This is a genomic window from Conexibacter sp. CPCC 206217, from assembly GCF_030646165.1.
In the GTDB taxonomy this organism is placed as follows: domain Bacteria; phylum Actinomycetota; class Thermoleophilia; order Solirubrobacterales; family Solirubrobacteraceae; genus Conexibacter.
The window spans coordinates 252,976-279,486 of sequence record NZ_JAUTDO010000003.1; the positions used below are offsets into that span (position 1 = coordinate 252,976).

General features: G+C 71.7%; 27 protein-coding genes. 14 read left to right on the plus strand and 13 right to left on the minus strand.

Annotated features, from left to right (window positions below; genetic code table 11):
* The first annotated feature begins 91 nt into the window (after positions 1–91).
* Positions 92–1,849: a hypothetical protein gene (locus tag Q7L65_RS09495; RefSeq protein ID WP_304720682.1), complete on the plus strand. Its 1,758-nt coding sequence runs from the start codon at positions 92–94 to the stop codon at positions 1,847–1,849.
* 17 nt (positions 1,850–1,866) lie between these two features.
* Here Q7L65_RS09495 and Q7L65_RS09500 read toward each other — a convergent pair whose 3' ends face one another.
* Positions 1,867–2,523, minus strand: coding sequence for an SDR family oxidoreductase (locus Q7L65_RS09500; RefSeq protein ID WP_304720684.1), 657 nt, complete (start codon positions 2,521–2,523; stop codon positions 1,867–1,869).
* Positions 2,524–2,569: 46 nt separating this feature from the next.
* On the opposite strand from Q7L65_RS09500, the gene Q7L65_RS09505 reads away from it, so the two are divergent.
* The 7 genes from Q7L65_RS09505 to Q7L65_RS09535 all read left to right on the plus strand — a co-directional run bounded on the left by Q7L65_RS09505 (position 2,570) and on the right by Q7L65_RS09535 (position 10,355).
* Positions 2,570–2,959 (plus strand): hypothetical protein, encoded by a 390-nt coding sequence (locus Q7L65_RS09505; RefSeq protein WP_304720686.1) that lies wholly within the window; start codon positions 2,570–2,572, stop codon positions 2,957–2,959.
* Between the two features lie 166 nt (positions 2,960–3,125).
* On the plus strand, positions 3,126–4,820 hold the full coding sequence (locus tag Q7L65_RS09510) for a sulfatase-like hydrolase/transferase (RefSeq protein WP_304720687.1): 1,695 nt from the start codon (positions 3,126–3,128) through the stop codon (positions 4,818–4,820).
* 59 nt (positions 4,821–4,879) lie between these two features.
* Positions 4,880–5,626: a hypothetical protein gene (locus Q7L65_RS09515; protein ID WP_304720688.1), complete on the plus strand. Its 747-nt coding sequence runs from the start codon at positions 4,880–4,882 to the stop codon at positions 5,624–5,626.
* 111 nt (positions 5,627–5,737) lie between these two features.
* Complete coding sequence (locus tag Q7L65_RS09520; protein ID WP_304720689.1) at positions 5,738–7,684, plus strand: calcium-binding protein; 1,947 nt, start codon at positions 5,738–5,740, stop codon at positions 7,682–7,684.
* A gap of 242 nt (positions 7,685–7,926) precedes the next feature.
* Positions 7,927–8,706, plus strand: coding sequence for a hypothetical protein (locus Q7L65_RS09525; RefSeq protein ID WP_304720691.1), 780 nt, complete (start codon positions 7,927–7,929; stop codon positions 8,704–8,706).
* A gap of 189 nt (positions 8,707–8,895) precedes the next feature.
* The gene (locus tag Q7L65_RS09530) at positions 8,896–9,633 is read left to right on the plus strand and encodes a hypothetical protein (protein ID WP_304720693.1); all 738 of its coding nucleotides are present in this window, start codon (positions 8,896–8,898) and stop codon (positions 9,631–9,633) included.
* Positions 9,627–10,355 carry a hypothetical protein gene (locus Q7L65_RS09535; protein ID WP_304720694.1) on the plus strand — a complete coding sequence of 243 codons (729 nt, stop codon included), beginning with the start codon at positions 9,627–9,629 and terminating at the stop codon, positions 10,353–10,355. Before Q7L65_RS09530 ends, Q7L65_RS09535 begins: the two co-directional genes overlap by 7 nt.
* Positions 10,356–10,998: 643 nt before the next feature.
* Here Q7L65_RS09535 and Q7L65_RS09540 read toward each other — a convergent pair.
* The 4 genes from Q7L65_RS09540 to Q7L65_RS09555 all read right to left on the minus strand — a co-directional run bounded on the left by Q7L65_RS09540 (position 10,999) and on the right by Q7L65_RS09555 (position 14,518).
* Positions 10,999–11,664 carry a hypothetical protein gene (locus tag Q7L65_RS09540; RefSeq protein WP_304720696.1) on the minus strand — a complete coding sequence of 222 codons (666 nt, stop codon included), beginning with the start codon at positions 11,662–11,664 and terminating at the stop codon, positions 10,999–11,001.
* A gap of 43 nt (positions 11,665–11,707) precedes the next feature.
* A complete protein-coding gene (locus tag Q7L65_RS09545; RefSeq protein WP_304720697.1) occupies positions 11,708–12,904 on the minus strand; it encodes a S1 family peptidase in 1,197 nt (398 codons plus the stop codon).
* A gap of 508 nt (positions 12,905–13,412) precedes the next feature.
* On the minus strand, positions 13,413–13,775 hold the full coding sequence (locus tag Q7L65_RS09550; protein WP_370552536.1) for a YciI family protein: 363 nt from the start codon (positions 13,773–13,775) through the stop codon (positions 13,413–13,415).
* A 17-nt stretch (positions 13,776–13,792) separates the two neighbouring features.
* Positions 13,793–14,518, minus strand: coding sequence for a dihydrofolate reductase family protein (locus Q7L65_RS09555; protein ID WP_304720698.1), 726 nt, complete (start codon positions 14,516–14,518; stop codon positions 13,793–13,795).
* Positions 14,519–14,748: 230 nt separating this feature from the next.
* On the opposite strand from Q7L65_RS09555, the gene Q7L65_RS09560 reads away from it, so the two are divergent.
* Positions 14,749–15,231, plus strand: a complete 483-nt coding sequence (locus Q7L65_RS09560; RefSeq protein ID WP_304720700.1) for a hypothetical protein — start codon at positions 14,749–14,751, stop codon at positions 15,229–15,231.
* Between the two features lie 9 nt (positions 15,232–15,240).
* On the opposite strand, the gene Q7L65_RS09565 is transcribed toward Q7L65_RS09560, so the two are convergent.
* Positions 15,241–15,906: a DUF2867 domain-containing protein gene (locus Q7L65_RS09565; RefSeq protein ID WP_304720701.1), complete on the minus strand. Its 666-nt coding sequence runs from the start codon at positions 15,904–15,906 to the stop codon at positions 15,241–15,243.
* A gap of 96 nt (positions 15,907–16,002) precedes the next feature.
* On the opposite strand from Q7L65_RS09565, the gene Q7L65_RS09570 reads away from it, so the two are divergent.
* Entirely contained in the window at positions 16,003–16,551 is a 549-nt protein-coding gene (locus Q7L65_RS09570) for a TetR/AcrR family transcriptional regulator (protein WP_304720702.1), read from the plus strand.
* On the opposite strand, the gene Q7L65_RS09575 is transcribed toward Q7L65_RS09570, so the two are convergent.
* Positions 16,478–17,116: a TetR/AcrR family transcriptional regulator gene (locus Q7L65_RS09575; protein ID WP_304720704.1), complete on the minus strand. Its 639-nt coding sequence runs from the start codon at positions 17,114–17,116 to the stop codon at positions 16,478–16,480. The genes Q7L65_RS09570 and Q7L65_RS09575 overlap by 74 nt on opposite strands.
* A gap of 73 nt (positions 17,117–17,189) precedes the next feature.
* On the opposite strand from Q7L65_RS09575, the gene Q7L65_RS09580 reads away from it, so the two are divergent.
* Complete coding sequence (locus tag Q7L65_RS09580) at positions 17,190–18,236, plus strand: aldo/keto reductase (protein WP_304720705.1); 1,047 nt, start codon at positions 17,190–17,192, stop codon at positions 18,234–18,236.
* Between the two features lie 219 nt (positions 18,237–18,455).
* On the opposite strand, the gene Q7L65_RS09585 is transcribed toward Q7L65_RS09580, so the two are convergent.
* Positions 18,456–18,848: an SHOCT domain-containing protein gene (locus Q7L65_RS09585; protein WP_304720707.1), complete on the minus strand. Its 393-nt coding sequence runs from the start codon at positions 18,846–18,848 to the stop codon at positions 18,456–18,458.
* Positions 18,849–19,008: 160 nt separating this feature from the next.
* Positions 19,009–19,704, minus strand: coding sequence for a YoaK family protein (locus Q7L65_RS09590; RefSeq protein WP_304720708.1), 696 nt, complete (start codon positions 19,702–19,704; stop codon positions 19,009–19,011).
* A gap of 109 nt (positions 19,705–19,813) precedes the next feature.
* On the opposite strand from Q7L65_RS09590, the gene Q7L65_RS09595 reads away from it, so the two are divergent.
* The 3 genes from Q7L65_RS09595 (at position 19,814) to Q7L65_RS09605 (ending at position 23,046) form a co-directional block, all read left to right on the plus strand.
* The gene (locus Q7L65_RS09595) at positions 19,814–20,683 is read left to right on the plus strand and encodes a hypothetical protein (RefSeq protein ID WP_304720709.1); all 870 of its coding nucleotides are present in this window, start codon (positions 19,814–19,816) and stop codon (positions 20,681–20,683) included.
* 48 nt (positions 20,684–20,731) lie between these two features.
* The gene (locus Q7L65_RS09600; protein ID WP_304720711.1) at positions 20,732–21,949 is read left to right on the plus strand and encodes a low temperature requirement protein A; all 1,218 of its coding nucleotides are present in this window, start codon (positions 20,732–20,734) and stop codon (positions 21,947–21,949) included.
* 86 nt (positions 21,950–22,035) lie between these two features.
* Positions 22,036–23,046, plus strand: coding sequence for a lytic polysaccharide monooxygenase (locus tag Q7L65_RS09605; RefSeq protein WP_304720713.1), 1,011 nt, complete (start codon positions 22,036–22,038; stop codon positions 23,044–23,046).
* 4 nt (positions 23,047–23,050) lie between these two features.
* Here the strand turns inward: Q7L65_RS09605 and dhaK are convergent, their stop codons facing one another.
* The 4 genes from dhaK to Q7L65_RS09625 form a co-directional block, all read right to left on the minus strand.
* Positions 23,051–24,046, minus strand: coding sequence for a dihydroxyacetone kinase subunit DhaK (gene dhaK, locus Q7L65_RS09610; protein WP_304720714.1), 996 nt, complete (start codon positions 24,044–24,046; stop codon positions 23,051–23,053).
* 73 nt (positions 24,047–24,119) lie between these two features.
* Positions 24,120–24,767: a dihydroxyacetone kinase subunit DhaL gene (gene dhaL / locus Q7L65_RS09615; RefSeq protein WP_304720716.1), complete on the minus strand. Its 648-nt coding sequence runs from the start codon at positions 24,765–24,767 to the stop codon at positions 24,120–24,122.
* Positions 24,764–25,555, minus strand: coding sequence for an HAD-IA family hydrolase (locus tag Q7L65_RS09620; protein ID WP_304720717.1), 792 nt, complete (start codon positions 25,553–25,555; stop codon positions 24,764–24,766). The genes dhaL and Q7L65_RS09620 overlap by 4 nt, the downstream gene beginning before the upstream one ends.
* On the minus strand, positions 25,552–26,424 hold the full coding sequence (locus Q7L65_RS09625) for a class II fructose-bisphosphate aldolase (RefSeq protein ID WP_304720718.1): 873 nt from the start codon (positions 26,422–26,424) through the stop codon (positions 25,552–25,554). Before Q7L65_RS09625 ends, Q7L65_RS09620 begins: the two co-directional genes overlap by 4 nt.
* Positions 26,425–26,511 lie beyond the last annotated feature (87 nt).

The following is a 26,511-nucleotide window of genomic DNA, read 5'->3' on the forward strand; positions in this document are numbered from 1 at the left end:
GACAGGCGCACCGCGGTGGGCGAAGTCCTGCGTGACAGCGCCGATCGCCTGCGACGATGGCGCCATCAAGGTCTTCGTCGAGGAGAGTCTCATGCATCGCGTCCCCCGCTGTCTCGCCGCGCTCGCGGCCGTCGCCGCCGGAGGTGCGGCATTCGCCGCGTCCGCGTCGGCCGCTCCGATCCAGGAGCAGTTCACGACCACCGGCGCGGCGCAGACGTGGAGAGTTCCCGACGGCGTGACGCAGGCGACGTTCACGCTGCAGGGCGCGCAGGGCGGGACCGGCTCGCCGGGCTCCGTGCCCGCGCTCGGCGGGCTCGGCTCGCAGGTGACGGCGACGATCACGGTCGTGCCGGGGACGACCTACGCGCTGTACGTCGGCGGCGCCGGCGGTCCCGGCGCCGACGGCGGCTTCAACGGCGGCGGCGCGCCCGGCGACGACGACAACGGCGAAGACGCCGGCAGCGGCGGCGGCGCGACCGACCTGCGGCCGATCGGCGGCGACGCCAGCCAGCGGCTGCTGGTCGCTGCCGGCGGTGGCGGCGGCGGCGCAGCCGGCACAGTCACGCAGCCCAACGGCGCCGGCGGCGCCGGCGGGTCCGGCAATGCCAACGGCGCGCCTGGGCTGCTGAGCGGCCCGTCGTTGCCCGGCCTCGGCGGCCAGACGACGGGCGCCGGCGGTCTCGGCGGCACCGGCGCGACGAACGGCGCGGCGGGCGACTCCGGCCTGACGGTGGCCGGCTTCGGCGGCGCCGGCGGCTCGCAGCCCGGCGCGCCCGGCACCGGCGCGGGGGGCAGCGGCGGCGGCGGTGGCGGCGGCTGGACCGGCGGTGGCGGCGGCGGCTCCGGCGCGTCCAACGGCACGGCGAACGGTGCGGGCGGCGGCGGTGGCGCCGGCGGCCAGAGCTACGTCGCGCCGGTGCTGCAGGCGCAGAACGTCGCGATCCAGGCTGCGGTGCGGACCGGCAACGGCCTCGCGACCGTCAGCTACGAGCCGGCCGCCGCGCCGGCGATCGTCACGCAGCCGACGCTGTCCGGCACCGTCGCGCTCGGCAGACAGCTCACCTGCGAGCTGGGCACGTGGAGCGGCGCGCCAGCGCTCGCCGTCGCGTGGCTGCGCAACGGCGTCGCGATCACCGGTGCGACGAGAGCGCAGTACACCGTCGCGACGGCGGACCAGGGCCAGCAGCTCGCCTGCGAGGTGACGGCGACCAACGCCACGGGCAGAGCGGTCGCGAGAACGCCGGCCGTCGGCGTCCCGACCTTCACTGGTCCGTCGGCGTCGATCGCGCCGACCGTCAGCGGCACGGCCGCGATCGGCGGCAGACTGACGTGCAACCCCGGCACCTGGACCGGCAGCCCGACCTTCACGTACCTGTGGATCCGCAACGGCATCGCGATCGCCGGCCAGACCTCGGCGAGCTACACGGCGCAGCGCGCCGACGCCGGCCAGGTGCTGCAGTGCTCGGTCAGAGCGACGCTCGACGGGGTCTCGACGACGGCGCAGACGCCGGCTTTCGGCGGCCCGTCGCGGCTCGTGATCCTGACGACGACGGTGCTCGTCTCGCGCACCGGCACGCTGTCGGTGCAGGTCGGCTGCTTCGGTCCGACCGCCTGCAGAATCCCGGCCGTGACGGTCACCTCCGGCCAGGTCATCGCCCGCTCCGGCGCGCGCACGGTCAGACCGGGCGCGACGTCGAAGATCGCGCTGAGACTCGGCAAGCGCGGCGTCAGCAAGCTCAGCCGCGCCGGCTCGTCGATCGTCACGCGCTTCGTCTCGACGCCGACCGGCGGCTACGGCGGCAATGCGCGCGTCACGCTGGTCGCGCTGAAGGGCGCGAGACTGGGGTAGCAGCGGAGGCCCGCGCGTCAGTCGAACCCGAGCTTGAGCTGGAACGTGTCGCGCTCGACGTGGTGGCGCCAGAGCGCTTCGGCGACGTCGTCGGGCTCGTGGTCCATGCCTGGCGCGATGCGACCGGCGATCGCCGTGTGGGCGACATGGATGCCGGACTCCTCCAGCTCCTCGTTCAGCATCCGCGCGTAGGCGACCTCGCCGGCGAACGAGATGCCGACGCCGGAGCGCTGAGGGTTCGGCGTGATCGCCGCGCCGCCAGTCGTGAAGAGGATCGTCCCGCGTCTGGCAGCGAGCATCTCGCCGAGGACCGCCCGCGTCGCCGCGATCGCGCCGACGACGCTGAACTCGAGCGGCCCGCGCACGTCGTCGGCGCTCAGCTCCAGAACCGGTCTCATGAACTCGCTCGCCGGCAGCGGCGAGTACTCGAGCACCTCGACGGGGCCGAGCCGGTCGGCGAGCGTGGCGATCGACGACGCGAGCGCGTCGGCGTCGCGGATGTCGGCGGCGGCGCCGGCCGCGGTGACGTCGTCGGCCTGCAGTTGCGCGGCGAGATCGTCGAGCTTGGCCTGGGTGCGCGAGATCAGCCCGACCGCGAACCCCTCGCGCCCGAACCGGCGCGCGACCGCGAGGCCGAGGTTGGGGCCGGCACCGACGATGACGATGGAGGACATGAGGGGTTCCTACCCGTGGCCGCGCGGCCACTAGCCTGACGTCGGCATGCTGGATCACGGGCGCATCGCCTCACGCGAGGTCGAGGTCGACGGCGAGGTCACGATCGAGATCTCGGCTGGCGGCGTCGTCGTGCTGGAGCTGATCTGGAACTCGCGCTTCCCGCACGAGGCAGGGTTCCCGGGGTGGACCTGCGTCGGCCGGACCGCGGCCGCGGCCGCCGCCGCTCCCGCCGCCGAATCGGGGCGCGCCGAGTGGGACTGGGACGCCGACGAGCAGCGTCAGCTCGCGCAGCTGGAGGACGCGCTGCGCGACTACCGCCGCGAGCACACCGCGCGCCGGGAGATGCGCGTGCGCTACTGGGAGCGACAGGCGCGGGACGCGAGCGCCGACGCGGCGGCGGCGTGGGGGCGGGCGCGGCTCGCGGCGATGCGCTGAGGCGGTCGCGGTTGGCCGACGGCGGATGCTGACGCCGTCGCCGTCTGCAGACTCCGGATTGGGGTGCGCTCTTGGCGCTCGTAAACGCTGCAAAGAGGCCGATTTGCCAAATAGCTGCCGGTTTCCCCGGTAGGTTCTTGCCACTGCGTCAACAAAGAGAGCTGGCATGTCTCAGGAACGATCGGGACCCGTCACGCGGCGGAGCTTCCTTGGAACCGCGGCGAAGACCGGCGTCGCCGCCGGCGCGGTTGCGGCCGCACCGCAGTTTCTGACCGCATCCGCGCGCGCGGCGAGCCCGCAGGGCGGGATGAACATCCTGGTCGTGATCGTCGACCAGCTGCGCACGCCATGGGTGTACCTGTCGCCGAGACTGCAGCGGAAGGCGATCCCGTCGATCAGCAGACTCGCGGACGAGGGCGTGCGCTTCTCGAACTACTACACGTCGTCCAACGACTGCACCCCGTCGCGCACGACGCAGGCGACCGGTCTGTACACGCACCAGACCGCGATCTTCGCGACGACCCCGCCGACGGACCTCAACCCCGGCTTCCCGACCTGGGGCACGATGCTGCGCCAGAACGGCTACGACACCTACTGGTTCGGCAAGTGGCACATGTCCGGCGATCAGAACGGCGGCTGTGAGCCGAACCCGTACGAGTCGTACGGATTCACCGCCGACTGGCCGGGATCGGGCACCTGTCCGTCGCCCAACGGCGGCCCCGGCCAGGGCCAGGCGATGGACCCGGTGATCCGCCAGCAGTTCCGCGACTGGCTCGCCGCGCGTCCCACCGGCGGCAACCCGTGGGCGACGACCGTCAGCTTCGTCAACCCGCATGACATCGCCTGGTATCCGCGCTGGACGCGCGGCGTCGAGGGCCAGTCGCAGCCGCCCTCGGTCTTCACGCAGCCGGCGGCCAACTTCGAGACGACCGCGGAGCGGCGCGCCCGCAGAAAGCCGGAGATGCAACGGCGCGCGCAGCAGATCGAGAACGAGAGCTTCGGCCTGATGCCGGCGGACGAGACGCCGACGAGACCGTGGGTCAAGATGCTCGACACCTACCTGCTGATGCAGAACCAGGTCGACATCCAGGTCGGGCTCGTGCTCAAGGCACTCGCGAGATCGCCGTTCGCCGACAACACGATCGTCGTCTTCTGCTCCGACCACGGCGAGTACGGCGGTGCGCACGGCATGCGCGGCAAGGGCTTCGCCTTCTACGAGGAGGGCATCCGCGTCCCGTTGATCGTCAAGGACCCGACCGGCGGCTGGACGAAGGCGACGAGACTGGACCGCAGACAGCTGATCGAGAGCGTCGACCTGGCGCCGCTGCTGCTGACGCTCGGCACCGGCAACGACAACTGGCGCGGCAACTCCGCCTACGCCCAGATCGCGGGCCGCGCCGACGTCGCGTCGATGCTGACAAACCCGTCTGCGAGAGGCCGCGCGTACATCGCGCACGCGACCGACGAGCCGGGAACGAGCTCCAGAATACCCACCTCCCAGCAGCTGCGGCCGGCGCCCAACCACATCACAGCGGTGCGCACCGAGCACGGCAAGTTCGCGCGCTACGCCTTCTGGAAGGACGGCACGTTGGAGCTGGACGAGTCGAAGCCGATCCAGTACGAGGCCTACAACTACGCCAGCAGATCGGGCCGGATGGAGCTCGACAACATCTACGACAAGCGCGGCTCCAGCCGCGCCGACAAGGCGCTCGTGCGCAGACTCGACAGACTGCTGGACAAGGCGATGACGGACGAGATACAGCAGACGCTCCCGGTGCCGCTGCAGCCGATCCAGCAGCAGGCGTTCACGGACTGGTTCTCGCAGCCGCCGGTCGACTTCACGGCCGACACCGACAACTGAGGCAGGGCCGGCGGCGGCCGGCGGCCGCGATCGGCGGCGAGGATAGGATGAGCGGCATCATGCCAACCCGTCTTCTCCTGGCCGCTGCCGCCGCCGCGTTGCTCGCTGCTCCGGCGGCCGCCGGCGCCGCCACCACCCTGCCCGTCGGCGAGGCGCACGGCGTGCGGATCGTGCAGGGTCGCGACGGCGCCACGATCGTCTTCACCAGACGTGCGAACGGGCTGTGGAGACAGCTCGCGGGCAGGACGATCGAGGTCGGCTGCACGCAACTGGGCCCGCCCGGCGGCGCCGGCATCATGCAGGAGGGGATCACCGGCGGCGCGATGCGCGCGCCGAAGCAGCGCCGGCCGCTGCCGGTCGGACCTGCGGACAGCGACTACTGCACGGTGGCGCTACGCTACGAGAACGATCGCATGCTGATGATCGATCCCGTGGTGAGGATCCCGGTCACACAGGCCGGCGCCATCGCGCTCGACGAGAGCGAGAAGTCCGCGCTGCTGATCGGGGCGCTGGGCATGGCGAGCACGCTCGGCAACGGCGGGAACCCGTCGGCGTTCTCGACGCCGGCGCAGTTGACGAGAGGCCTCGGCGCGCGGATGCTCAAACGAGAGGGCATGAGCGTCGTCGCGCTCGCCGCCGCCACCGACACCCCGCGGGCCGGCGAGGTCGGCTACTGGAGCGACGGCGCGTTGCATGCAGCGGCGGTCACACTGTCGGCCGCCGGGCGCCGGCTGTACGTCGAACTGGGACCCGAAGGAGAGCTGCGCACGAACGTCGCGCGCTCGATCTTCGCGATCGACGAGTAGCGCTGCTCTGTCGCGCATTCGACACAACCGCTGTCAAGCAGCTCGTCGAACGCTCGCCTCCGCGCTGGTCTGCTGTAGCCGTCAGCAGTCCACCTTCACGGGAGAGCGCAGATGTCGCCGATCGCCGCCAGTCCGAAGTCCACCGCCGTCGCCGTCTGCGGCCTGCTCACCGTCGCCGGCCTCGCCGCCGCCGCGCCCTCGGCGCTGGCCGCCGAGGACTCCTATGTCACCCGCTCGGCGCCGGCGAGCGCGCCGACCCGCTTCTCCGTCGAGCTGAGAGCGCAGCCGGGCAGAGCGAACGAGGCGCGCTTCTCGCTCGACGGCAGCGGCGAGACGATCGTCGTCAGAGACGGGACCGCCGGCGTGCGCGCGACCGCCGGCGGTGGCTGCAGCGACACGCTGGTCGGCATACCGGTCGTGCTCGTCGCGACCGCCAGATGCGCCGCGAGCGGCGTCGAGACGCTGGTCGTGCGGCTGGGCGACGGCGACGACAGCTCCGTCAACGCGACCGCGATCCAGAGCTACAACTACGGCGGGGAGGGGAGCGACCACATCATCGGCGGCTCCGCCTACGACTGGCTCGACGGCGGTGGCGGCGACGACGTGCTGGAGGCGGGCGACGGCGACTTCAACGCCTTCAGTGCCGGGCCCGGCAACGACACGCTCGTCGGCGGGCCCGGCCGCGACAGCATGTCCGGCGGCGACGGCAACGACCTCTACCTCGGCGGTCCCGGTCCTGACGAGCTGCAGCAGGGGCCGGGCGCCGACGACTTCCGCGGCGGCACCGACGCGGTCGCGGGGCAGCCCGAGTCGGTCGACTACGTCACCTACCAGTTCGCCAGACAGCCGCTGACGATCTCACTTGACGACCAGCCCAACGACGGCGCGGCCGGCGAGGGCGACAACGTCCGCTCCGACGTCGAGCGCGTGCTCGGCGGCGACGTCAACGACCAGATCACGGGCAATGGCAGAGCCAACGTCATCGACGGCCACTGGGGCGACGACAAGGTCGCGGGCGGTGGCGGTGACGACCAGCTGCGCGGCTCCGACGGCCAGGACGAGATCCGCGGCGGCGACGGCGCCGACACGCTGGACGGGGGGACGGGCGACGACGAGCTCGTCGGCGAGGCCGGCGACGACCTGCTGCTCGGCGACTTCGACGCGCGCCGCGGCGCGGACACGATGCGCGGCGGCGACGGCATCGACACGGTCTCCTACGCGGTCAAGAGAGACCCGGTGTCGGTCGACTTCGACGGCGCGGCCGACGACGGTTCCGCCGGCGAGGCCGACAACGTCGGCGTCGACGTCGAGAACGCGATCGGCGGCGCGGGAGCGGACACGCTGCTCGGCGACGCACGCGCGAACGCGCTGAGCGGCGGCATCGGCGACGACCGTCTCGACGGGGGCGACGGCGCCGACGTGCTCGACGGGGGCGAGGGGAACGACACGCTCGACGGGGGCGCGGGCGCCGACACGCTTGCCGGCGCGGACGGCGACGACACGATCACGAGCCGCGACGGCTCTGCCGACGCCGTCACGTGCGGCGCGGGCGCCGACACGGTGATCGCTGACGTGAACGACACGGTCAGCCCGGACTGCGAGACGGTGCAGCTGCCGCAGGTCGCCGCGCCCGAGCCGCCGGTCGCGCCGCAGCCGGCGCAGCCCGCACAGCAGCCGCCGACCACCGCTCCGGTGGGCGCAGCGCGCTGCGCGATCGTCACGGTCGCCACCAGACGCGCGACGGCGGGTCCGCGCGGAAACGTGAAGATCCGCCTGAAGGCCGCTCGCGCCAACGCCGCCGCGTGCACGGCTCAGCTCACGCTGCGCGGAGGCAGAGACAGACGCGGCAGAAGCGCGCTCCTGGCCAGCGCCCGCGTCCGGCTCGCTCCCGGCCGCACGACCGTCGTCGCGCTCCGGCTCAGCAGAGTCGCCCGTACCCGCCTCGCCACCGTTCGCAGATCCCTCGCGACGCGGCTCGAAGTCAAGACGGTCGACGCCGCCAGACGCGCGACCAGCGTCAGCGCGAGCGTGCGGTTGACCCGGCCGGTGCGCCGGTGAGGCGACGTCGTCGCTTGCGCGCCTACGACGGGGGTTCTGCCGATTCGCTCAATTGAGCGCGTTTGACAAGGCACGGGAGACAGCGCGGCCACGGGCGGGAGTCAAGCCCGTGGCCGCGCAGCAGCGACGGGGCGGTCCTTAGTTATGACTGTGGCACCGGCGCACGGTGCGATGTGGCTGCGTACCATCGCAGCGTGCTCGCGCCAGGTACGGTGCCCGGCGCACGACGCTGAGGAGATGGCATGAGACGTTCCATCGAGCGAGTGGCGCTGCTGGCCGGGCTGGCGCTCGGCGCGGCGGTCGCTGGACCGGTCGGCTCAGCGGCGGCTGCGGCGCATCCTGCCGATGCGCGCGCGAACACCGATCGCGACCGTGGCGCCGCGCAGGCGAAGGCGGCGAAGAAGAAGCCGGCCAGAGCGAGCAAGAGAGCCAGAGCGAGAAGAAGAGCGCAGGTCGTGCGGGGGAGGACCGGTCCACGAGGTGCGAAGGGCGGTCCCGGACCCGCCGGTGGGAGAGGCGAGGCGGGGGCGAGGGGACCCAAGGGGGAGAACGGGGGGCAGGGGCCCAAGGGCGACAGCGGACCGCAGGGGCCCAAGGGCGACACCGGCCCGCAGGGGCCGGGCGCGACAGGGATCGCGCGCGACATGACGCCGACCCCGTCAGGCACCCCGCATGTCCTCGGCAGAGCCGGGCCGTTCACGCTCTCCGCGACCTGCACCCAGGACGGCGCTGACGTCCTGCTCACGCTGTTCGTCGCGGGTCCCGCCGCGACCGTCGACGGCTACATCACGCGCGAGGGATTGGGCGGCACCAACACGACCCTGGTGAGCGGCGTTCAGTTTGCCGACTCGTCGTCATCGCCCGTCGAGCTCGTCTCCGTCGGCACCGCGCCGATACGGGGTCCGCGGGCGCGCTACTCGGGGAGCATCTTCACGGCGGCGGGAGGCGTCCAGGCCGAGGGGACGTTCGCGGCGAGCGCCGGCGCCTGCCGCGCCTCGGTCGTGAGCTATCCGTTCAGCTGACGGGAGCGAGCGCCGGGGGACGATTACAGGGCGTCAATGCTGTGAACGTCATGTTATCGGCGGTTCCCTGTCTTACGCCCGAATGTAGGATGCGCAACCAGTCGGGTGCGGGTGTTCTCCAACGACCAGGGGCGCGGGATGAAGTGGCGGGGAAGGAGCGTCGCCGTTGCGGCGGCGATGGTCGGCGTTGTGAGCGCCCAGGTCGGCGTGGTGGCCGCGAACACGGGCCAGGGCGAGAAGGCGCGCGTCGACCGGGCCGTCGCCGCGAAGAAGCATCACAGGCGTGTCGTGAACAGACGGCTCTACAAGCACTTCAGGCTGCTGCGCAAGAACCGGGGTGCGCGTACGGCGGTTGATCCCAGCCAGCTGCCAGGGTTGCCGTGGGGCGTCGTGCTCGGGCCCGCGCGCAGCGTCACGACGCCGAACGGGGTGTCGGTCACCGTCGCGCCGGGCACCGAAGGTGCGTGCATCCTCCTGACCGAGCTGCCGGAGTCGTCTGAGACGGTCGGCGTCGGCTGCTTGCCGACTGCGTCGGTGCTCAGAGGCCAGCAATGGACGTACATCCCCGACCTCGGCGGCCCGGGCGGCATCCTGGCCGGGATGGCGCCGGACGACTACGTCGCCGCGCTCGTCACACACGCCGACGGCAGTCGCGAGCGAGTGCCGGTGGCCAACAACGTCTGGTCGGTGGCGGGCAAGCCAAGCTTGACGAAGCGCGAGCCCGACCAGCTCGCCCCATTGCCGTTCAGCAGAATACAGGTGCAGGACAAGTCAGGCGAGTACACCACGACCTTCGGGCCCGGAGTTCTTCGCGGCGCTCGCGGATCGCCTGGCAGAGGTCGCGCCGCCCGTACTCGAGTTCATCGTCCACTCGCAGACCACACTCGTTCGCGAGCTGGCGAGTGCGCGGGGAACATAACATGCTGAACCACGACGATCGAAGGGGGCCGCGGCGCATGCGATTCTCACGCCGGACCGTTGTGAGCACCGCCGGGGCCGTCGCGGCTGCCGCCGCGGTCGCCGGCGGCGTCGCGCTCGCCCGAGCCGGCGACCCTAAGGAGCGCCAAGCCGCCGCCGTGGCGCCGAGCGCGCCGTCGAGCCCGACCGACGCCCGCGCCCAGGCGCAGCAGCTGCAGCGCGAGGCGCACCAGCTCTCCGATCAGCTCGTGCGCGAGCGAGTGGCCAACCCGCGACCCGCGGTGCCCGGACCGTCCCGGCCAGCGAAGCCGACGCCGCGCGCGGTCATCGACACGGCGCTCGACAACGCCGCGAACGTGGCGGGCGCCAACGGCGCCGCCTCCGCGCCCGCCCGCGGCACCGAAGACGCACCGGCAACGGTGCCGGTCGAGATCGCGACCGGGATCGCACTGGACGTGCTCAGCGCCGTCCTGACCCCGTCGGATTCGACCACCTCGCCTCACTCACCCAACGACACGCTCAGCGTCGTGCAGGTCCCCGGCAAGTTCTCACCACCGACCCCGCCGCCCGCGGCAGACCAGCCCGACCGCGAGCCGCCGTCCTACCCCTACCTCATCGTCGTCACCGATGAACAGACCGGCGAGGTCCGCGGGATCACCATGGACGACAAGCCCGTCGACCTCGCACGCCTGAGCACCGAAACCGCCACAGGCACCATCCCAAAGCGCTAGAACCGAGCGCCGGCGGCGTCCCGCCAGGGGAGCACAGCGGCGAGCCGACCGGCTCGCCTCTCCTCGCGCAACCGGCCCCGCGCCAACCAGCAAGTGGCCGGATCTCGGCGCGGCCACGGCCGCGATCTCCGTGATCTCGCGCTCCCACTCGCCGAGGTCCTGCAACTGCCGACGCGGGTCGCTGACGATGGCGATGACCGCGGGGTTCTCGTCGGCGTGCGCTCGACCGTGGTGAGCTGCTCGCCGAGCCGTCGTGTCTGTGGCCCCAAGTACGAGATCGGTTCGCGCAGCACGTCGCCGCAGCTGCTCGACGAGGACCGGTGTCAGGCGTCTCGGTTCTGAAGAGCGCAGCGTCGTGCATGAGAGCGGTAAGCGGTCATCTGTTCGCGCAGCGAGGGTCACGGTGCCATCCCGCCGTTCTTTGTCCAGGTTCACATAAGATCGATTATCGGGCATTGAGGGGCGGGCCGGGCTGAGGGAGCAAGCCCCTGCGGTGAAGAGCTCGCGAGCGCTCCGGAGACGCCCGAGCAGACCACGGCAAACTCCGCGCGGTCGTCGCAGCTATGAGAGAGATGACGATCGAGGTCCTGGCACGTTCCGCTGAAAGCAGGAGCGCGATGGAGCGCTTAGAAGCAGCTGGCGATCACGCGGTTGGGACCGGTGCAGGCTCGTTGCCGGTGTGGATCTGGAGGGCGATCCGGTCGGTGCCGTAGCGCTGCTGTTGCTGTTGGGCCCACGTCAGCTGGTCGGGCGTGTGAGCGGCCTCGAGCACGATCGTGATCGGCTCGCAGCCGCTGGGCGGGTTGATGCCCGGGATCGTCGGCGAGCCCGCGGTGATCCATCTGCGGGACTCGCGCTGCAGCCGCTCGGAGATCGTGGTCAGGGTGCGGAATGCGAGTCGTCGATCGATCGCTTCGACGGTGAGGCGCGGGAGCTTGACCGTCAGGTCGGACGTGATGCCGACGGCGGCGCGTGCGTCTTGCAGGACCTTCCGGGCGGCCGGGCGCGATCTCGCTGTCGTGACGCGCAGCACGACCCGAGGCCGGCGCGCGTCGCGCTCGAAGACGTCGACGCAGGCGTAGGTCGCGCCGAGCCGCTTGCGACCGAGGCTCGTCGCCTTCTCGGCGACCGCCCTGGCGACCAGCAGCGGACTGGGAGGCATGCCTGGCGGCCGCGCCGGTGCCGTCGTCGCGGCCGGCGCGCCGCTCGAGGTCGCGGTGTCGGCGAGCGTGCCGGCGGGCGTCGTTGCTGCGACGCCCGCCGCGCCCGCGCAGACCCCCAGAACGGCGAGGCTGCGGCGGTTCTTCATGGTCTGTCGTTCCCCTGGTCGATGGTCATGCCCCGGCTGGGCTCTAGCCGGCTGATGCGACGTGGACGCCCATGTTGGCGGCCGCCGCGACGGCCTCGGTGAACCAGCTGCCGGCGCTCGGGCAGAGGTACGCGGAGGATTGGACGCCGTAGCCGACATTGGCCGCCGCCCACGGCCCGCCGCTGTCACCGTGCGAGGAGCACGCGCTGTTGTAGGTCTGCGCGCCGAGCCCGAACGCGGTGATGTTCACCCAGCCGGCGGTGTCGTTGGTCCCGCACACGCGCGGGTTTGTCGCGCCGTAGTGACAGAGCGACTGGCCGAAGTAGCTCCACCCCGCGCCGTAGATCAGGTAGTTGCCGTTGCCGGTGGTCCAGGCCGCGAGCTTGGCCGACATGCCCCCGCCCGAGACCCACGGCGCGTTCGTGATGCGAACGATGCCGGTGTCGCCGCGCCCGTCGTAGGCGTTGTTCCAGTTGGGGCCGATGTAAGCCCAGCCGACCTGGTTGGCGTAGTAGGTCCACCAGTTCGCCGGCGCAGTGATGCAGTGGCCCGCGGTGAGGATGTAGGGCGCCAGATCGCTGTTGCTGAACGCCAGGAAGCCGGCGGTGCAGCCTCCGCTGCCGTTTATCTGGACACCGCCGCCGAGCGGCGCGTCGCAGTACGGGTGCGAGCAGGCCGTCAGCTCACGCTGCTCGAACACGCGCGCGGGCGCGGTGCTGACCCGGACCGCCGGAGCGACCGCCCGCGCCTGCTCCCGCAAGCCCGCCACGGCCGCCTCACCGACGCGCTCAGAAGCGGTGACGTTCACTGTGCCGGTCACCGCGTTGATCCCGACCATCAACTGATCGGCCGGCAGCGCGTCGCTCGCGCGCTCGGTCCAGCGCGCCGCCTGCTGCTGCAACTCCTTCCACGTCGCGTCCATCGTCGCGATCCGCGCGTCCGTCGCGACCCCGAGTCTCGCCAGCGTGGCCTTCACCGCGTCACGATCGGTCGCCGCGGCCGCGTTCACGACGAACTCGCCGCCGTCGTTGTCAAACCACACGCCGGCGTACCCGTCGCCAAGCGCCTTCTGCAACGCCTCCACGACGTTGCCGGCGCGCGCCTGCACATCGACGTTCGCGAGCGCCTGCCGCTCGCTGACGCCGAAGTCGCGCACGATCGCCGCAGCGAGCCCCTCGCGCTCCGCGCCGGACACGACCCCGCTGCGCTCAGCCGCGCCAGCCGGAGCCGTCAGCGCCATCGCCGCAGCGACAATCACGCCAGCAGCCCAAAGACGTCGTCCAACCCATCCGCCCCGTCCCGACAACCCAGTCTCCCATTTTCCGTGAGTCGATACCCGGAACCTAGAGAACACCCCCGTTCGTAAACAGACACGTTCACCGCCTGTTTACGGGGGCGATGAGCGCTCACGTGTCTGCCGCCGGCGTCTGCCGCTCCAAACTTCGGCGACCGCACGGCGGCATGAGGCCGTCGCACCGGCGCGCGGTGCGACGGGGCTGCGTAGCCCCCGCCCGCTCACGTGGGCCCGGTCCCCGCGCCGAGCGCGGCAGGCTCGCGTGCCGGGTCAAGGAATTCGAGGACAACCACCCCGAGGTCGGCTTTGACGTCGACCCAACGGAGGCCGTGGACGGCCGCGTGGCGGACGTGGACCTCTCGCTGCACTGACCGAACGCCGCGACAGATTAGTGAGAGACCGATGAGACGCCACAGCACCTCCGGACTTCGCCAAGGCATCCGCCATGTAACCGTCACGGCTCGACGTTGGCCTCGTGCACGAGCGGCCGGACCTCGACACCCCAGTGGCGCGCCGACGGGTTGCGAGCCGCGATCTCCAGAGCCCGTTCCAGGCTGTCGCAGTCGACGATCGTGAAGCTGCCCAGATACTCCTTGGCCTCGGCGTACGGGCCGTCGGTCACCACCGGCGTCCCGTCGGTGGCGCGGACCAGCTTGGCGTTCACCTGGTCGGCCACGCCATAGGCGCCGACCAGCTCACCCGACGCGAACAGCTCCTGGTTGAGGGCGTCGGTCTCTCGGATGATCTCGGCGAGGGCCTCCCCGCCCACCGAGCTGAAGGCTTCCTCGTTGCCGTAGATCAGCAGCATGTACTTCACGGCTTCGCTCCTCTCTCTCACTCCTCCGACTGGCCCGGTCCGACCAGGTCGCCGCTGGCGCCGCGATCGTCCAGCACCAGCTTCGACCGCCCGGTGACGATATAGCGAATGTGGGTGACCGCGGGCGCCTCGACGACACGGGTCGGGATCAGCTCGATGCCGTCGTCGGCGCCGAGGCCGAGGCTGTGGTCGAACAGGCGCTGGCCGTCACCCAGCAGCACCGGGGCGATGTGCAACTCGAGCTGGTCGAGCAGTCCGGCACTCAGCACCTGACGCACGAGCTCCCCACCGCCGGCGACCGCCACGTCCTTGCTGCCGGCGGCCTCCCGGGCCAGCTCGATCGCCCGCTCGAGCCCCTCGGTGACGAAGGTGAACGAGGTGCCGCCCTGGCGTTCGAGCACGTCGCGGGTGCGGTGGGTGACGACGAAAACCGGGGCGTGGAACGGCGGCTCCTCACCCCATGGGACCTCGCCGGCGTCGAACATGCGCCGGCCCATGACATAGGCACCGGCCGCCGCGAACGTCTGCGCGATGATCTCCGAGTCGATCGACTGCTCGCCGCCGGCGAAGCCCTGCCGCTCGCGCCAGGCCATCGCGTCGACGGCCCAGCGCGTGACCCGGAAGAAGCCGGGCGCCTCAGGGCCCCGCATCCAGCCGCTCATCTCCTTGGGGTTCCGCGTGTCCCGCGGTCCGGTGTAGAAGCCGTCGAGGGACACCGACATCTGGGCGGTCACCTTGGTCATCGTTCGCACTCCTCTGGTGTTGGCGGCTCCTTGGCCGCCGGTACACATGAGTCGGAGCCGACCGCCCGTGCTCGACACGCGCCGACGAGAAACTCATGAGACCCGAGATGTCTGAGCGGCATCGCACGTGGCTCGACATCGAATCACTCATGTCACTGCAAGCGCATGCCCACGCCGTCGGGTGGGCAGTGTCATGAGGTCCTGTCGTATCGAAAGGAACGGACCTCCTGATGTCCCGCACCGTCCTGCGCCTCTGCGTCGTCGCCGCGGCGCTCCTGTTGCTGCCCGCCGTCGCCCGCGCCGATGACCGCTCGTTCGCGACGACCGCCGTCGATCAAGCCCGTCAGCTGGCCAGATACGAGAGCGCCACCGGCAGAGCGCTCGTGCGTGTCGACCGCCGCGGCAAGAGCGCGATCCCCGCGGCGCGCAGAGCCGCCGCCGCGACCCGTGCGCAGGTCGACCGCGCCCTCAGACCGGTCCGCGCCGAGACGACCACCACGGCTGACGGCGCCGCGGTCAAGCGCAGATTCGTCGCGCTGTTGGTGGCGGAGAAGAAGGCCTACAAGACCGTCGATCGCTCGCTCGCCGCCTTCCAGCGCGGCGCGATCACCACCGGCAACGCGCTGCAGCGGCAGGCGAAGAGAGCGATTGCGCGCGTCCGCCGCGACGCGGTCAGACTGGCGCCGCGGCTGCAGGCGCTGATGGGCGCCTGACGGGGCGCATCAGCTCCCCCAGCGCGATGCGGCCGCGCGCTGTCCGATGTGCGTGAGCGTGCCGCCGCAGCGCTCGGGCTCTGCCGGCGCCGGCTCCCCGAAGCGCGACCGCCACGTCCGATCGATCTGCCGCATCAGCGGTGGGTAGACGACGCGGTGGCGGAACGGGGCGATCGCGGCCATGTACGCGCTGCCGAACAGGCCGTTGGGCTTGACGAGGACGGCCATCTGGCCGCGGTGCCCGCCGGTCCCGTCCGGGACCCAGCCGATGTGCATCACGCCGTGCATCGTCTGGTTGGCGACCTCCGCCGCCCACTCGTCGCCGGTCAGGTACAGCGAGGTGAACGGGAGCGTGGCGAACTCCGGACCGGACGGGCCCTCACGCAGATCAACGGGCAAGCGATCCCGCAGCGTCGGCACGCGGGAGCCGACGCCGCTGTCGGGATCGTCCCAGCCGAGCAGCTCCCCCACCTTCCAGCGCAGCGCCCACAGCGTGCGCGCGATCGGCGAGGGCGCCTGCGCCGGGTCACCGGCCGCGACCCCCTCGATCAGCCAGTGGAAGTCGTCCGGTCCGCCCGGCGTCGGCAGCGACCACACGTCTTCGAGCCGGAAGTCCGGGGTCAGTGCGTGGATCCGCCAGGGCCGCGAGGTGTGCGCGGAGTTCGGGAGCCTCATCTGTCCGCCTCCAATCCATACGGTACCGTATGGAAACAGCATAGTCAGCGATCCGGTGCGGTGTCAATCTCGCGCCAGGAGCGATAGAAGAGGGCGATGGCCGCGACCCGCACACCGCGCAGCAGATGGATCGAGGAGGGGCTCAGAGCGCTCGCCGCCGGCGGCCCGGACGCCGTCCGGATCGAACCGCTGGCCGAGGCGCTCGGCGTCACCAAGGGCGGCTTCTACTGGCACTTCGAGAATCGCGGCGCGCTGCTGACGGAGTTGCTCGACACGTGGGAGCAGCGCAGCATCGAGGACGTGATCGAGCACCTCGAGCGCAGGGGCGGCGATGCACGGGCGCGGCTGCGGCGACTGTTCGCGCTCGCGGCCGTCAGCGCCGATCTGCTCGCGGCCGACCTGGCGATCCGCGACTGGGCGCGCCGCGAGCCGCCGGTCGCCGCGCGCCTGCGACGCGTCGACAACCGGCGGATGGACTACATGCGCGACCTGTTCGGCGAGTTCTGCCCCGATCCCGACGACGTCGAGATCCGCTGCATGCTCGTCTTCTCGATGTGGATCGGAGCGCCCTTCATCGCCGCCGACCACGGCGCGCGCGATCGCTCCGAGGTGCTGGCGCTGGCGCTGAGACGGTTGCTGCGGTGATGCGCTCGCGCGACGACTCGTCTCGTGCCCAGGTCTCGAGAATCGCCATCAGCGCCGCGCTGAAGGGCGCGGGGTCCAGGTCGCCGCGGACGGCCAGTTGCTGGCTGTAGCCGCTGCAGATCGTCACGAACGCTTCGGCGATCTGTCTGGCATCGCCGCTGCGCTCGTCAGGAAGCAGCTCGGCGACCGCCGCCCGCATCGCGGCGAGCTGCTGCTGAACGATCGCTGCGAGTGCCGGTGACAGCGCCGCCTCGGCGTAGATCTGGGCGGTGAGCCTGGCATGACCCTGCGCGCGGGCCAAGCTGCGCACGTGCTCCAGGAATCCGTTGACGGCCTCGACGGTGAGCGCCTCGGGAAAGGCGTCGCTCGCCTGCTCGCAGACGGCGATGACGATCTCGTCCTTGCTGGCGAAGTACCGGTAGATCGCCCCCGTCGAGAGTCCTGACTCGGTGACGATGTCGGTCATCGAGGTGCGGGCGAAGCCGTGGCTGGCGAAGCGTGCGCGGGCGGCGTCCACGATCTGCTGACGGCGGGCGTCGAGGTGCGCTTGGTCGACCTTGGGCATAAAGAACGATCATTCGTTTTTGTTGGTAGGTTCGTGCAGGATACCCCGCTTCACCCCCCCCCCAGGAGCCGCCATGCGCTACACGACCTTCGGACGACAGACCGGGCTGCGAGTCTCGGAATACGCGCTCGGGACAGCGAACTTCGGGACGGCCGTCACCAGCGCCGGCCCCGAGGCCTCGCGGCAGATCTTCGAGGCCTTCGTCGATGCCGGCGGCACCACCTTCGACACGTCCAACATCTACCAGGGCGGGCAGGCGGAGACGGTGCTCGGAGAGCTGCTCGGCGCGCGCCGCGACGACTTCGTGGTGATCACCAAGTACAGCGGGACGCGGGAGGAGCAGCCTCGTCCCGCGACGACCGGGAACAGCCGGAAGACCATGATCCGCTCCCTCGAGGCGAGCCTGCGCCGGCTGAAGACCGACTACGTCGACGTCTTCATGCCGCACTTTCCCGACGGGACCACCCCGATCGAGGAGATCCTGGCGGGCTTCGACGACCTGATCCGCTCCGGCAAGATCCTCCACGGCGGGCTGTCGAACTTCCCGGCGTGGCGGGTCGCCGGGGCGGCGGTCCGGGCGGACCTGCGCGGGCTCGCCCCGCTGGTCGGGATCCAGACCGAGTACAGCCTCGCCGAACGGTCCGCCGAGCGGGAGCTGCTGCCGATGGCCGAGGCGCATGGCCTCGGCGTGGTGCTCTACTCCCCGCTCGCCGGGGGCCTGCTGACCGGCAAGTACCGGCACGGCGAAAGAGGTCGGCTGAGCGCTCGCGGTGACGCCGCCGAAGGCACCGCCCAGCGGACTGCCGTCGTCGACGCCGTGCTGGCGGTCGCCGACGAGCTCGGGAGCAGCGCGGTCCAGGTGTCGCTCGCGTGGCTGCGGCGCCGCGCCGCGCTGGCCGCGACCACCCTGATCCCGATCGTCGGACCGCGTTCTCCCTCCCACCTCGAGGCGTACCTGCAGTCGCTGGAGCTGCAGCTCGACGAGCAGCACTACCGGCAGCTGGACGAGGTCAGCGGGGTCCGGCTCGGCACGCCCCACGACGATGTCGTGGCCGCTCTCGGGCACGGCTTCGACGGCGACCGCACCCTCCTCGACGCGCCGCACGTTCCCGTGACGTGATCTCGGGCGCGAGCGTCGTCCGCGGCACTCGTGTCGGCGTGGAGCGGCCTGGCCCAGCCCCGCTGCCGGCGTGCCAGCGGTGACGCACGTCGTTGGCGCCGAGGGCGCGGTCGTGCCAGGCGAGCTCGTCGCGTCGTGACGGCACGCTCGGATCGGGCCGTTCTCCTCGTCATTCCGATTCCGCGCGCGGTGATGCCGTTCCCGCACACGGCCCTGAGATCAGCTGAGGACTTTGGCCTTGAGTTTCTGGAACTCGTCGTCGGAGATGACGCCGCTGGTGTGGAGGTCGCTGAGTTTGGTCAGTTCGTCGGCGGGCGAGGCGGCGACGTCGCGGATGTAGGCGTTGGTGGCCTGCTGGATCTCGCGCTGTTGGGAGATCGCGCGCTCGCGCATGCCGTTGCCGCGGAAGATCAGGTAGACGAGCGCGGAGAGGAACGGGATGACGATCAGGAAGAGGCACCAGAGCGCCTTCCAGCCGCCGGACAGTTCGTGGTCGCGGAAGAGGTCCATCACGATTGTGATGAACATCCACACCCAGATCACGAAGAAGAAGATCTCGATCACCGTCAGCAGTGCGTGACCGAAGGTGAATTCTGCAAAGACCGGCGTCATGACGCACTCTCCCGCTCCGAATGGGCTCGCCACGCCGACTCGCGGGCTCGAGCGTGGGTCACCGTATTCGATCTACCGACGACCGGTCAAGCGGGACGGATCGGTGCGCAGCGTCCCCGTGGCTCAAGCCGCAAGGCCGGTGCCACAGGAAGCTGGATCGTCATGCCAGCGTCGTCGGTCGGCCTCCCGGTCGACGTGAGCGGTCGAGGGCGTGAGTCGCGAGCGTGAGCGCTGTCGCGAGCGCGAGCGGGAGCCACAGCGCTGTCTCCAGCGAGAGCGCGCCCGCGACCGCGCCGACCAGCAGCGCGACCAGCGCGGCGGCGCGCTGGGCGAGATCGGCGCCGCTCGCGACGGTGACGCCGGCGCTCGCCGGGCCGCCGATGGCGGTCAGGTTCAGCACCGTCGTCGCGAGGTTCGCGGCGCCGCGTCCGCGCACGACGGTCGTGCGCAGTCCCATTGCGCCGGCCAGCGCCGCGATCGTCAGCAGCGCCGCCGTCTCCCCCGCGCGCGGATCGAACCCGGCCGCGACGGCGGTCGCGAGCACCAGCAGCAGGATCTCCGCCGCGACCGCCGCCCGCACGCCGCGCGCGGCGCCCGTCACGGCCCCGGCCCCGGCCCGCAGCAGCAGCGCCGCCGCGACGCCGCCGGCCACGAACGCGCACAGCGCGGTCAGCGGTGCGGCGAACGGGGCGCCGTCGGTGCCTGCGATGCCGAGTCCGAGGAAGACGACGTTGCCCGTCTGCATCGCGCAGAAGACCTGGCCGAGGCCGAGGAAGGCGACCGCGTCGATCATGCCCGTCGCGCAGGTCAGCGCCAGCAGCCGCCGCCCGCGCCCGTCCAATCCCAGTCCCCGCACGACCGCGGATCCTGACGCCGCGGGCGGACGGCGAGCCGTGGACATGGGTTCGTGCGGCGGTGCCGGGCGTGGGATGCTCCTCGACCATGTCCTGCCCGCGGATCCGCCGATGACAGGGAACCTCACCGCCGCGGCGTGGGCCGAGGAACAGGTCGCCGCGGTCAGGGACGACCCGGCCCGTCGGCGGGCGCTGTTGGAGCGGACCTACCGCGGGCCGGACGGACACGCGCCGCGCCACCGCCGCTTCCGGCGGGCTGCGCTGTCGTTCATGCGCTGGCAGCTGCAGCGCGGTCTGCTGCAGCCGCTCGACGCCTCGCCGCCCGGCAGCGAATGGTGGCGCCGCGTCAACGGCCGTCTGCTGCGCGACGGCTGCGAGGCGGTCGCGCTCGCGGCGGGGCTGCCGGGCGAGCCGTCGTCGGAGCCGGTGCGCTGGTGGAACGCGTTCGTCGCCGCGCCGACCGCGAGCACCTGGTATCGCGCCCACAACGCGAGCATCGCCGCCGGGTACCTCGAGAACGCCGGCCTCGCCGCGCGCGAGAGCGAGCCCGAGCGCTTCTTCATGAACGTCGCGCTGCTGCGCGTGCAGTACGCGCACGCGCTGGTCGCGGCGCCGCGGCTGGCGCTCGCGCGGTTCGCGCCGCTGGGCCGCGTCCTCGGCGACCCGCGGCTCGGCATGGCCGGCGCGTTCCTCTCGCTCGGGCGCGTCCTGCCGGACCGCTATCCGCTCGACGACGACGTCGAGACGTACCTCGCCGGCGAGCATCGCCTCGGTCGCGTGCTCGACTACGCCGTGATCGTCCCGCGGCTGCAGCGGCTCTACGACTGGTCCGCGCAGGAGCTGCGCGAGCCGCGGCTGTGCGGGCTCGTCCACGACGGCAACCCGGTCTACGCCTTCCCGCGCGAGAAGTGCCACGTCTGGCGCGCACGGCAGATGCCGTGGTACGGCCGGGCGCTGGAGCGCGCGACGCGGATCGGTTGAACGCCGCCGCGTCTGCCGCGCGTGAGATCTTTCGCCGATGATCGCGCGATGACGGAGCCGCGCCTCCCCGATCTTCCAGGGTCCGACGAGCGCGGCGACGCGCCGGAGCAGCGTGCGACGTGGACCGAGCTGTTCTTCGACCTCGTCGTCGTGGCCGGGATCAGCAAGCTCGCCGACCTGCTTCACGACGGGCCGACGTGGGGCGATCTCGGGCTGTACGCGGTGCTCTATCTCGCCTTCTGGATCGTCTGGAGCGGGTTCATGATCTACGGCGACGTCCGCGCTCAGGACGCGCGCACGTGGACGATGCTGCGCGGGATGCTCGGGCTGGCGGTGCTCGCGGCCGCCGTCCCGGAGGTGCAGGGCGACCACGCGGTCGCGTTCATCATCGTCTACGTGGTCCTGCGCGCGATGGCCGCGCAGGTGTGGCGGCGCGGGACGGTCGTCGTCGACTGGCCGCTGGCGCAGGTCGGCGGCGGCACGACCCCGTGGATCGTCTCGCTGTGGGTGCACACCGACGCCCGCTACTGGCTGTGGGCACTGGGGATCGCCATCGACCTGTGGATTCTCTTCTCCGTGTCGGGCGCGAGAGTGCTCGCGCGCTCGACCGAGCGCCTGCAGCAGGCCGTCCGCCGCCGCGGCGCCCCGCCCGAGGGCAGCGAGCCGACGATCGAGGCCGCGCGCACGAACCCGGAGCACGTCGCCGAGCGGCTCGGGCTGTACGTGCTGATCGTGCTCGGCGAAGGGGTCGTCCTGGGGATCGACGCCGCGTCGGAGGTTGCCTGGGATCGGCCCGTCGTCGCCAGCGCGCTCGGCGGCTTCGCCGTGCTCGTCGGGCTCTGGTGGCTGTCGCTCACCGGCGGCTTCGCGGGCGTCCCGCAGTTGCGGCCGGGACATCTCCCGCTGCGGCGGGTGATGCTGCTGCACGCGCTGACCACGGGTGTGATCGCCGCGCTGGCCGCCGGTCTGGGAGCGGCCGTCCTGCACGCCGAGGACCACCTTCCGCCGAGCGCGCGCTGGCTGCTGTGCGCGACGATCGCGGCCTACGCGGCGATCGCAGCCGTCAGCGCCCTGATCGCCGACGCGAGGACGGCCGAGGTCACGCGCTGGGCGCTGCCGGGCCTCGCGATCCCACTGCTGCTCGGGGCGTTCGGCGACCACATCGACGTCGGCGTCCTGGTCTGGGCGCTCGCCCTGACGGTCGGCTGGACGATCTACTGCACGCGCCCGCCGGGCACGCGGTCGGCGGCCGCACAGGCGGCTTAGGCCGTGAGGAACGGCGTCAGCACCTCGCGCAGACATCCGGCCGCCGGAGCGGTGCTGGTGGCCGCGGCGGGCGGTACGGTGCCACGATGACGCGGCGCTCGACGTTCCTGCGGACCTTCGCCACCACGGTGGCGCTCGTGACCCTCGGCGCCGGCCAGGCGCACGCGCACGGGACCACCTACTTCCCCGCCTCGCGCACGTATGCGTGCCGGTACGTCGACAGAACGCCCGGCCCGTGCGCGAACGCCTGGCGCAGCAATCCGCAGGCGCTGTACGACTGGATGGCGCTGCTGATCTCCAACGCAGACGGGCGCCACCGCGAGCTGATCCCGAACGGGAAGCTGTGCTCGGCCGGCGACCCGAAGTACGCGGCGTTCGACAAGCCGTCGGCGGCGTGGCCGGCGACCGGCGTCAGAGCTGGGCCGCAGACGATCAGATACGTCCTCAACGCGCCGCACGCGACGCTCTACTACCGCTTCTACCTCACCAAGCAGGGCTTCGATCCGGCGACGCAGGCGCTCGGCTGGGGCGACCTCGAGCTGATCCACGACTCCGGCCGCCGCCCGGCCGCGACGATGGAGTCCTTCCAGGTCGACCTGCCGCAGCGCAGCGGACGCCAGATCCTCTATGTGATCTGGCAGCGCAGCGACAGCCCGGAAGCGTTCTACGCCTGCAGCGACCTGATCTTCGGCGCGCCCGGGACGCTGCCGCTCGCGCCGCCGATGCCGGACGAGATGGCGGGCCAGCCGGGCGCGGGCGGCGGCGGGCATACGGGACACGGCGGCCACGGCGGTGGCAGAGGCATGCCCAGAACGGCCCCGTCCTCCCCGCTCAGACTCTCCGGGAGAGGCATCTCGATGCGCCGCAGAATCGACGACGACTGGAGCACGGGCTACTGCGCGACCGTCACCGTCCGCAACCGCTCCAAGCGCTCGCGCGCATGGAGAGCGACGATGCGGATGCCCGACCGCATCGACACGATCTGGGACGCGGTCGCCGCCAGAGACGGCGGCCGCCTGAGCGTGCGCGGCAAGCCCTACAACCGCACGCTGCGCCCAGGCGGCTCGACCTCGTTCGGCTACTGCGCCACGCGCTGAGCGCTCAGAACGTGTGCGCCGCGATCTGCGCCGGCGCGCCCAGCAGGTCCTTCAGCTCGTCGTCGAGACGCACCAGCGTCAGCGACGCGCCGGCCATGTCGAGCGAGGTGCAGTACTCGCCGACGTAGGAGCGGCCGATCTCGATGCCGCGGCCGGCGAGCGCCTCGTGCGCGTGGGCGTAGAGCACGTACAGCTCGGAGATCGGCGTGCCGCCGAGGCCGTTGACCATCAGCGCGACCTCGTCACCCGAGGTGTACGGCAGGTCGTCGACGATCGCGTCGAGCATCTCGTCGACCAACTCGTCGGCGCGCTTCATCGGCTCGCGGCGCCGCCCCGGCTCGCCGTGGATGCCGACGCCGACCTCGATCTCGTTCTCGCCGAGGTCGAACAGCGGCGAGCCCTTCGCCGGCGGCGTGCAGGAGGTGAGTGCGATCCCCATCGAGCGCGTCACCGAATTCACCCGCTCACCGAGTGACACGAGGTCGTCCAGTTCGGCCCCTTGCTCACTCGCCGCGCCGAGCGCCTTGATGACGAAGAAGTTGCCCGCCACACCGCGCCGCCCGACCGTGTAGGTCGAGTCGTTGACCGCGACGTCGTCGTCGACCACGACCGTGCCGACGCGGATGCCCTCGGCCTCCGCCAGCTCGCGTCCCATGTCGAACGCCATGCGGTCGCCGGTGTAGTTGTTGATGATGTGCAGCACGCCCATCTCCGAGCGCAGCAGCTTCGTCGTCTCGTAAACGTAGTCCGACGGCGGCGCGGAGAAGACGTCGCCCGGACAGGCGGCGTCGAGCATGCCCGGTCCGACGGCCATCGCGTGCGCCGGCTCGTGTCCTGAACCGGAGCCCTGCACGATCGAGACCTTGTCGTCGCGCGGGGCGTCGGCGCGCATGATCAGGTTGTAGTCCGGCACGTATCTGAGCGTGTCCGGGTTGGCGAGCGCGATGCCCTTCAGCATCTCGGGCACGAACTGCTGGGGATCGTTGACGAACTTCTTCACGACTCCTCCTTTGGTTCCACAGGCAGGCAGGCGTTGTTGATCCAGAGTTCAGACGTTCAAGCGCTCAAGCGGTTCATGCGTCCGTCGCGTCCCACCCGTCGCGGACCGCTTCGAACATCACCGCGACGGCGATCGCGCCGGCGTCGACGGAGTCGAGCGAGCGCTCTCCCGCGTACGCCGCGCGCCCGCGTCTGGCGAGCATTCCTCTCGTCCCCTCGGCGGCGCTGCGCGCGCTCGTCGCGCCGGCGGTGAGCGCGGCGGCGGCGCCGTTGCCGGCCGTCAGCTCCCGCTCCAGCGTGTCGACCGCCGGCACGAGCGCGTCGAGCAGCGTCTTGTCCCCCACGTCGGATCCGCCGCGCTGCTTGATCCCCTCGATCGATGCCCGCAGCGCGCTCACCACGTCCGCGCCGTCGGGATCCGGTCTGTCTCTCAGCGCCATCGCGGCACGCAGGAAGGCGGTCCCCCAGATCGGCCCGGAGGCACCGCCGACGCGACCGGAGATCACCATCGCGCAACGCCGCAGCAGCCCGGCGACGTCGTCGTACTCGAGCGTCTCCCAGTCCTCCATCAGTCTGCCGAAGCCGCGCGCGAGCGAGTAGCCGAAGTCGCCGTCGCCGACGACCGCGTCCAGTTCGCAGAAGTACGTCTCGTTGTCGATCGCGGTCGCGGCGATGATGCGCACCACCTGCTGCGCCTCGCTCAACGGGGTCACCTGGGTCACGACGACTCCTCCGGGGTCGGGACCCCGAGGCACGCCTCGAGGTCGGCCAACGTGATGGTCGCGCCGGGCCGGGCGGCGCTGCGGTTGGCGAGCACGCGCGCCGGCTGGCCGGCGTCGCCGAGGCTCGTGACGACGAGCGCGGCCTCGCTCATGTCCTCGTCCTGCGTGTAGCCGTTGACGGTCACGACGCAGCTGATCCCCGCGCCGACGGCGGCCAGCAGCCCGTTGCGCGAGTCCTCGATCGCAATCGCCTCCTGCGGCCGCGCGCCGAGCCGCTCCAGCGCCAGCTCGTAGACCGCCGGATCGGGCTTCTTGCGCGGGACCATGTCGCCCGCGACGACCTCGAAACGCGCCGCGCGCTCGGCGCCGACGGCATGCTCCAGCACCGCGCGGACCGACTCCTCCGCCGAGGTCGAGGCGACCGCCAGCGACCAGCCGGCCGCGAGCGCCTCGCCGACGACGCGGGCGATCCCCGCGCGCGCGGGCAGCTCGCCGGCCTGCACGCGCGCCTTGTAGAGCGCGGTCTTGTGCTGGTGCCACGCCTGCAGCAGCTCGCGCTGCCCGTCGGGATCTGCCGGCAGCCGCTGGCCGCGGACCAGCTGCGCGTCGTCGAAGAGGGTCGCCATCCGCTCCTTGCCGCCGCCGATCTTCAGCAGCTCGCCGTAGCGCTCCTCGCTCCAGCGGACTGGCAGCCCGAACGCCTCGAAGGTCGCGTTGAACGCGGGCAGGTGGCCGTGGCGTTCGGTGTCGGCGAGGACGCCGTCGCAGTCGAACACCAGCGCCTTCATCCGCGTGCCTGCACAGCGGTCGCCTTGCCGGCCGATCCGAACATGCTGATGTGGTCCTCGGCCATCGCCTGGACCGCCTGCGAGACGTGTCTGAAGAGCGACGGCGGGTCGTGCTTGGCGGGGTTGGCGTCGAGGAAGGCGCGCGCCGCGTCGGTGTAGGCGATCTTCAGCGCGGTCGAGATGTTGACCTTCGCGCAGCCGCGCGCGATCAGGTCCTCGAACTGCTCGCGCGCGAGGCCGGTGCCGCCGTGCAGCACCATCGGGATCGGCTGCCGCGCGACCAGCTCGGTGACGCGCTCGGGCATCAGGTGCGGCTCGGCCGCGTACATCCCGTGCGCGGTCCCGATCGCGGGCGCGAACGCGTAGACGCCGGTGTCGGCGATGAAGCCGTCGGAGATCTCGATCGGATGGACGAGGCCGCCCTCGTCGGAGCCGACGCCGTCCTCGACGCCGCGGACGGTCTCGATCTCGCCCTCGACCTGGGCGTCGTAGCGCGCGGCCTCCTGCACGACCTCGGCGGTCTGGCGGCGGTTCTCCTCGACGTCGAGATGCGAGCCGTCGAACAGCACCGAGTTCCAGCCGTTCTGCAGGCAGATGCTGATCCACTCGCGCTCGGGGCAGTGGTCGAGATGCAGCGCGACCGGCACCGACGCCGCCTCCGCGCGCGCGCGGAACAGCTGCGACAGGACGGGCGCGCCGATCGACTTGACGGTCTTCAGCGAGGTCTGCACGATCAGCGGCGCCTCGAGCACTTCGGCGGCGGCGATCACGGACTGCAGGCTGAGGTCGTCGACGATGTTGATCGCGGCGACGCCATAGCGCTCCTCGAACGCCGGGTCGAGGACCTGCTTCAGCGAAGCGACTGCCATGACGAACCTGCTTCCGGGTTGCTGCATGCCCCTACGGTTTCATGGTCCCCAAACCGACGCTCGCGCACACTGCCGCGGCATACGTCT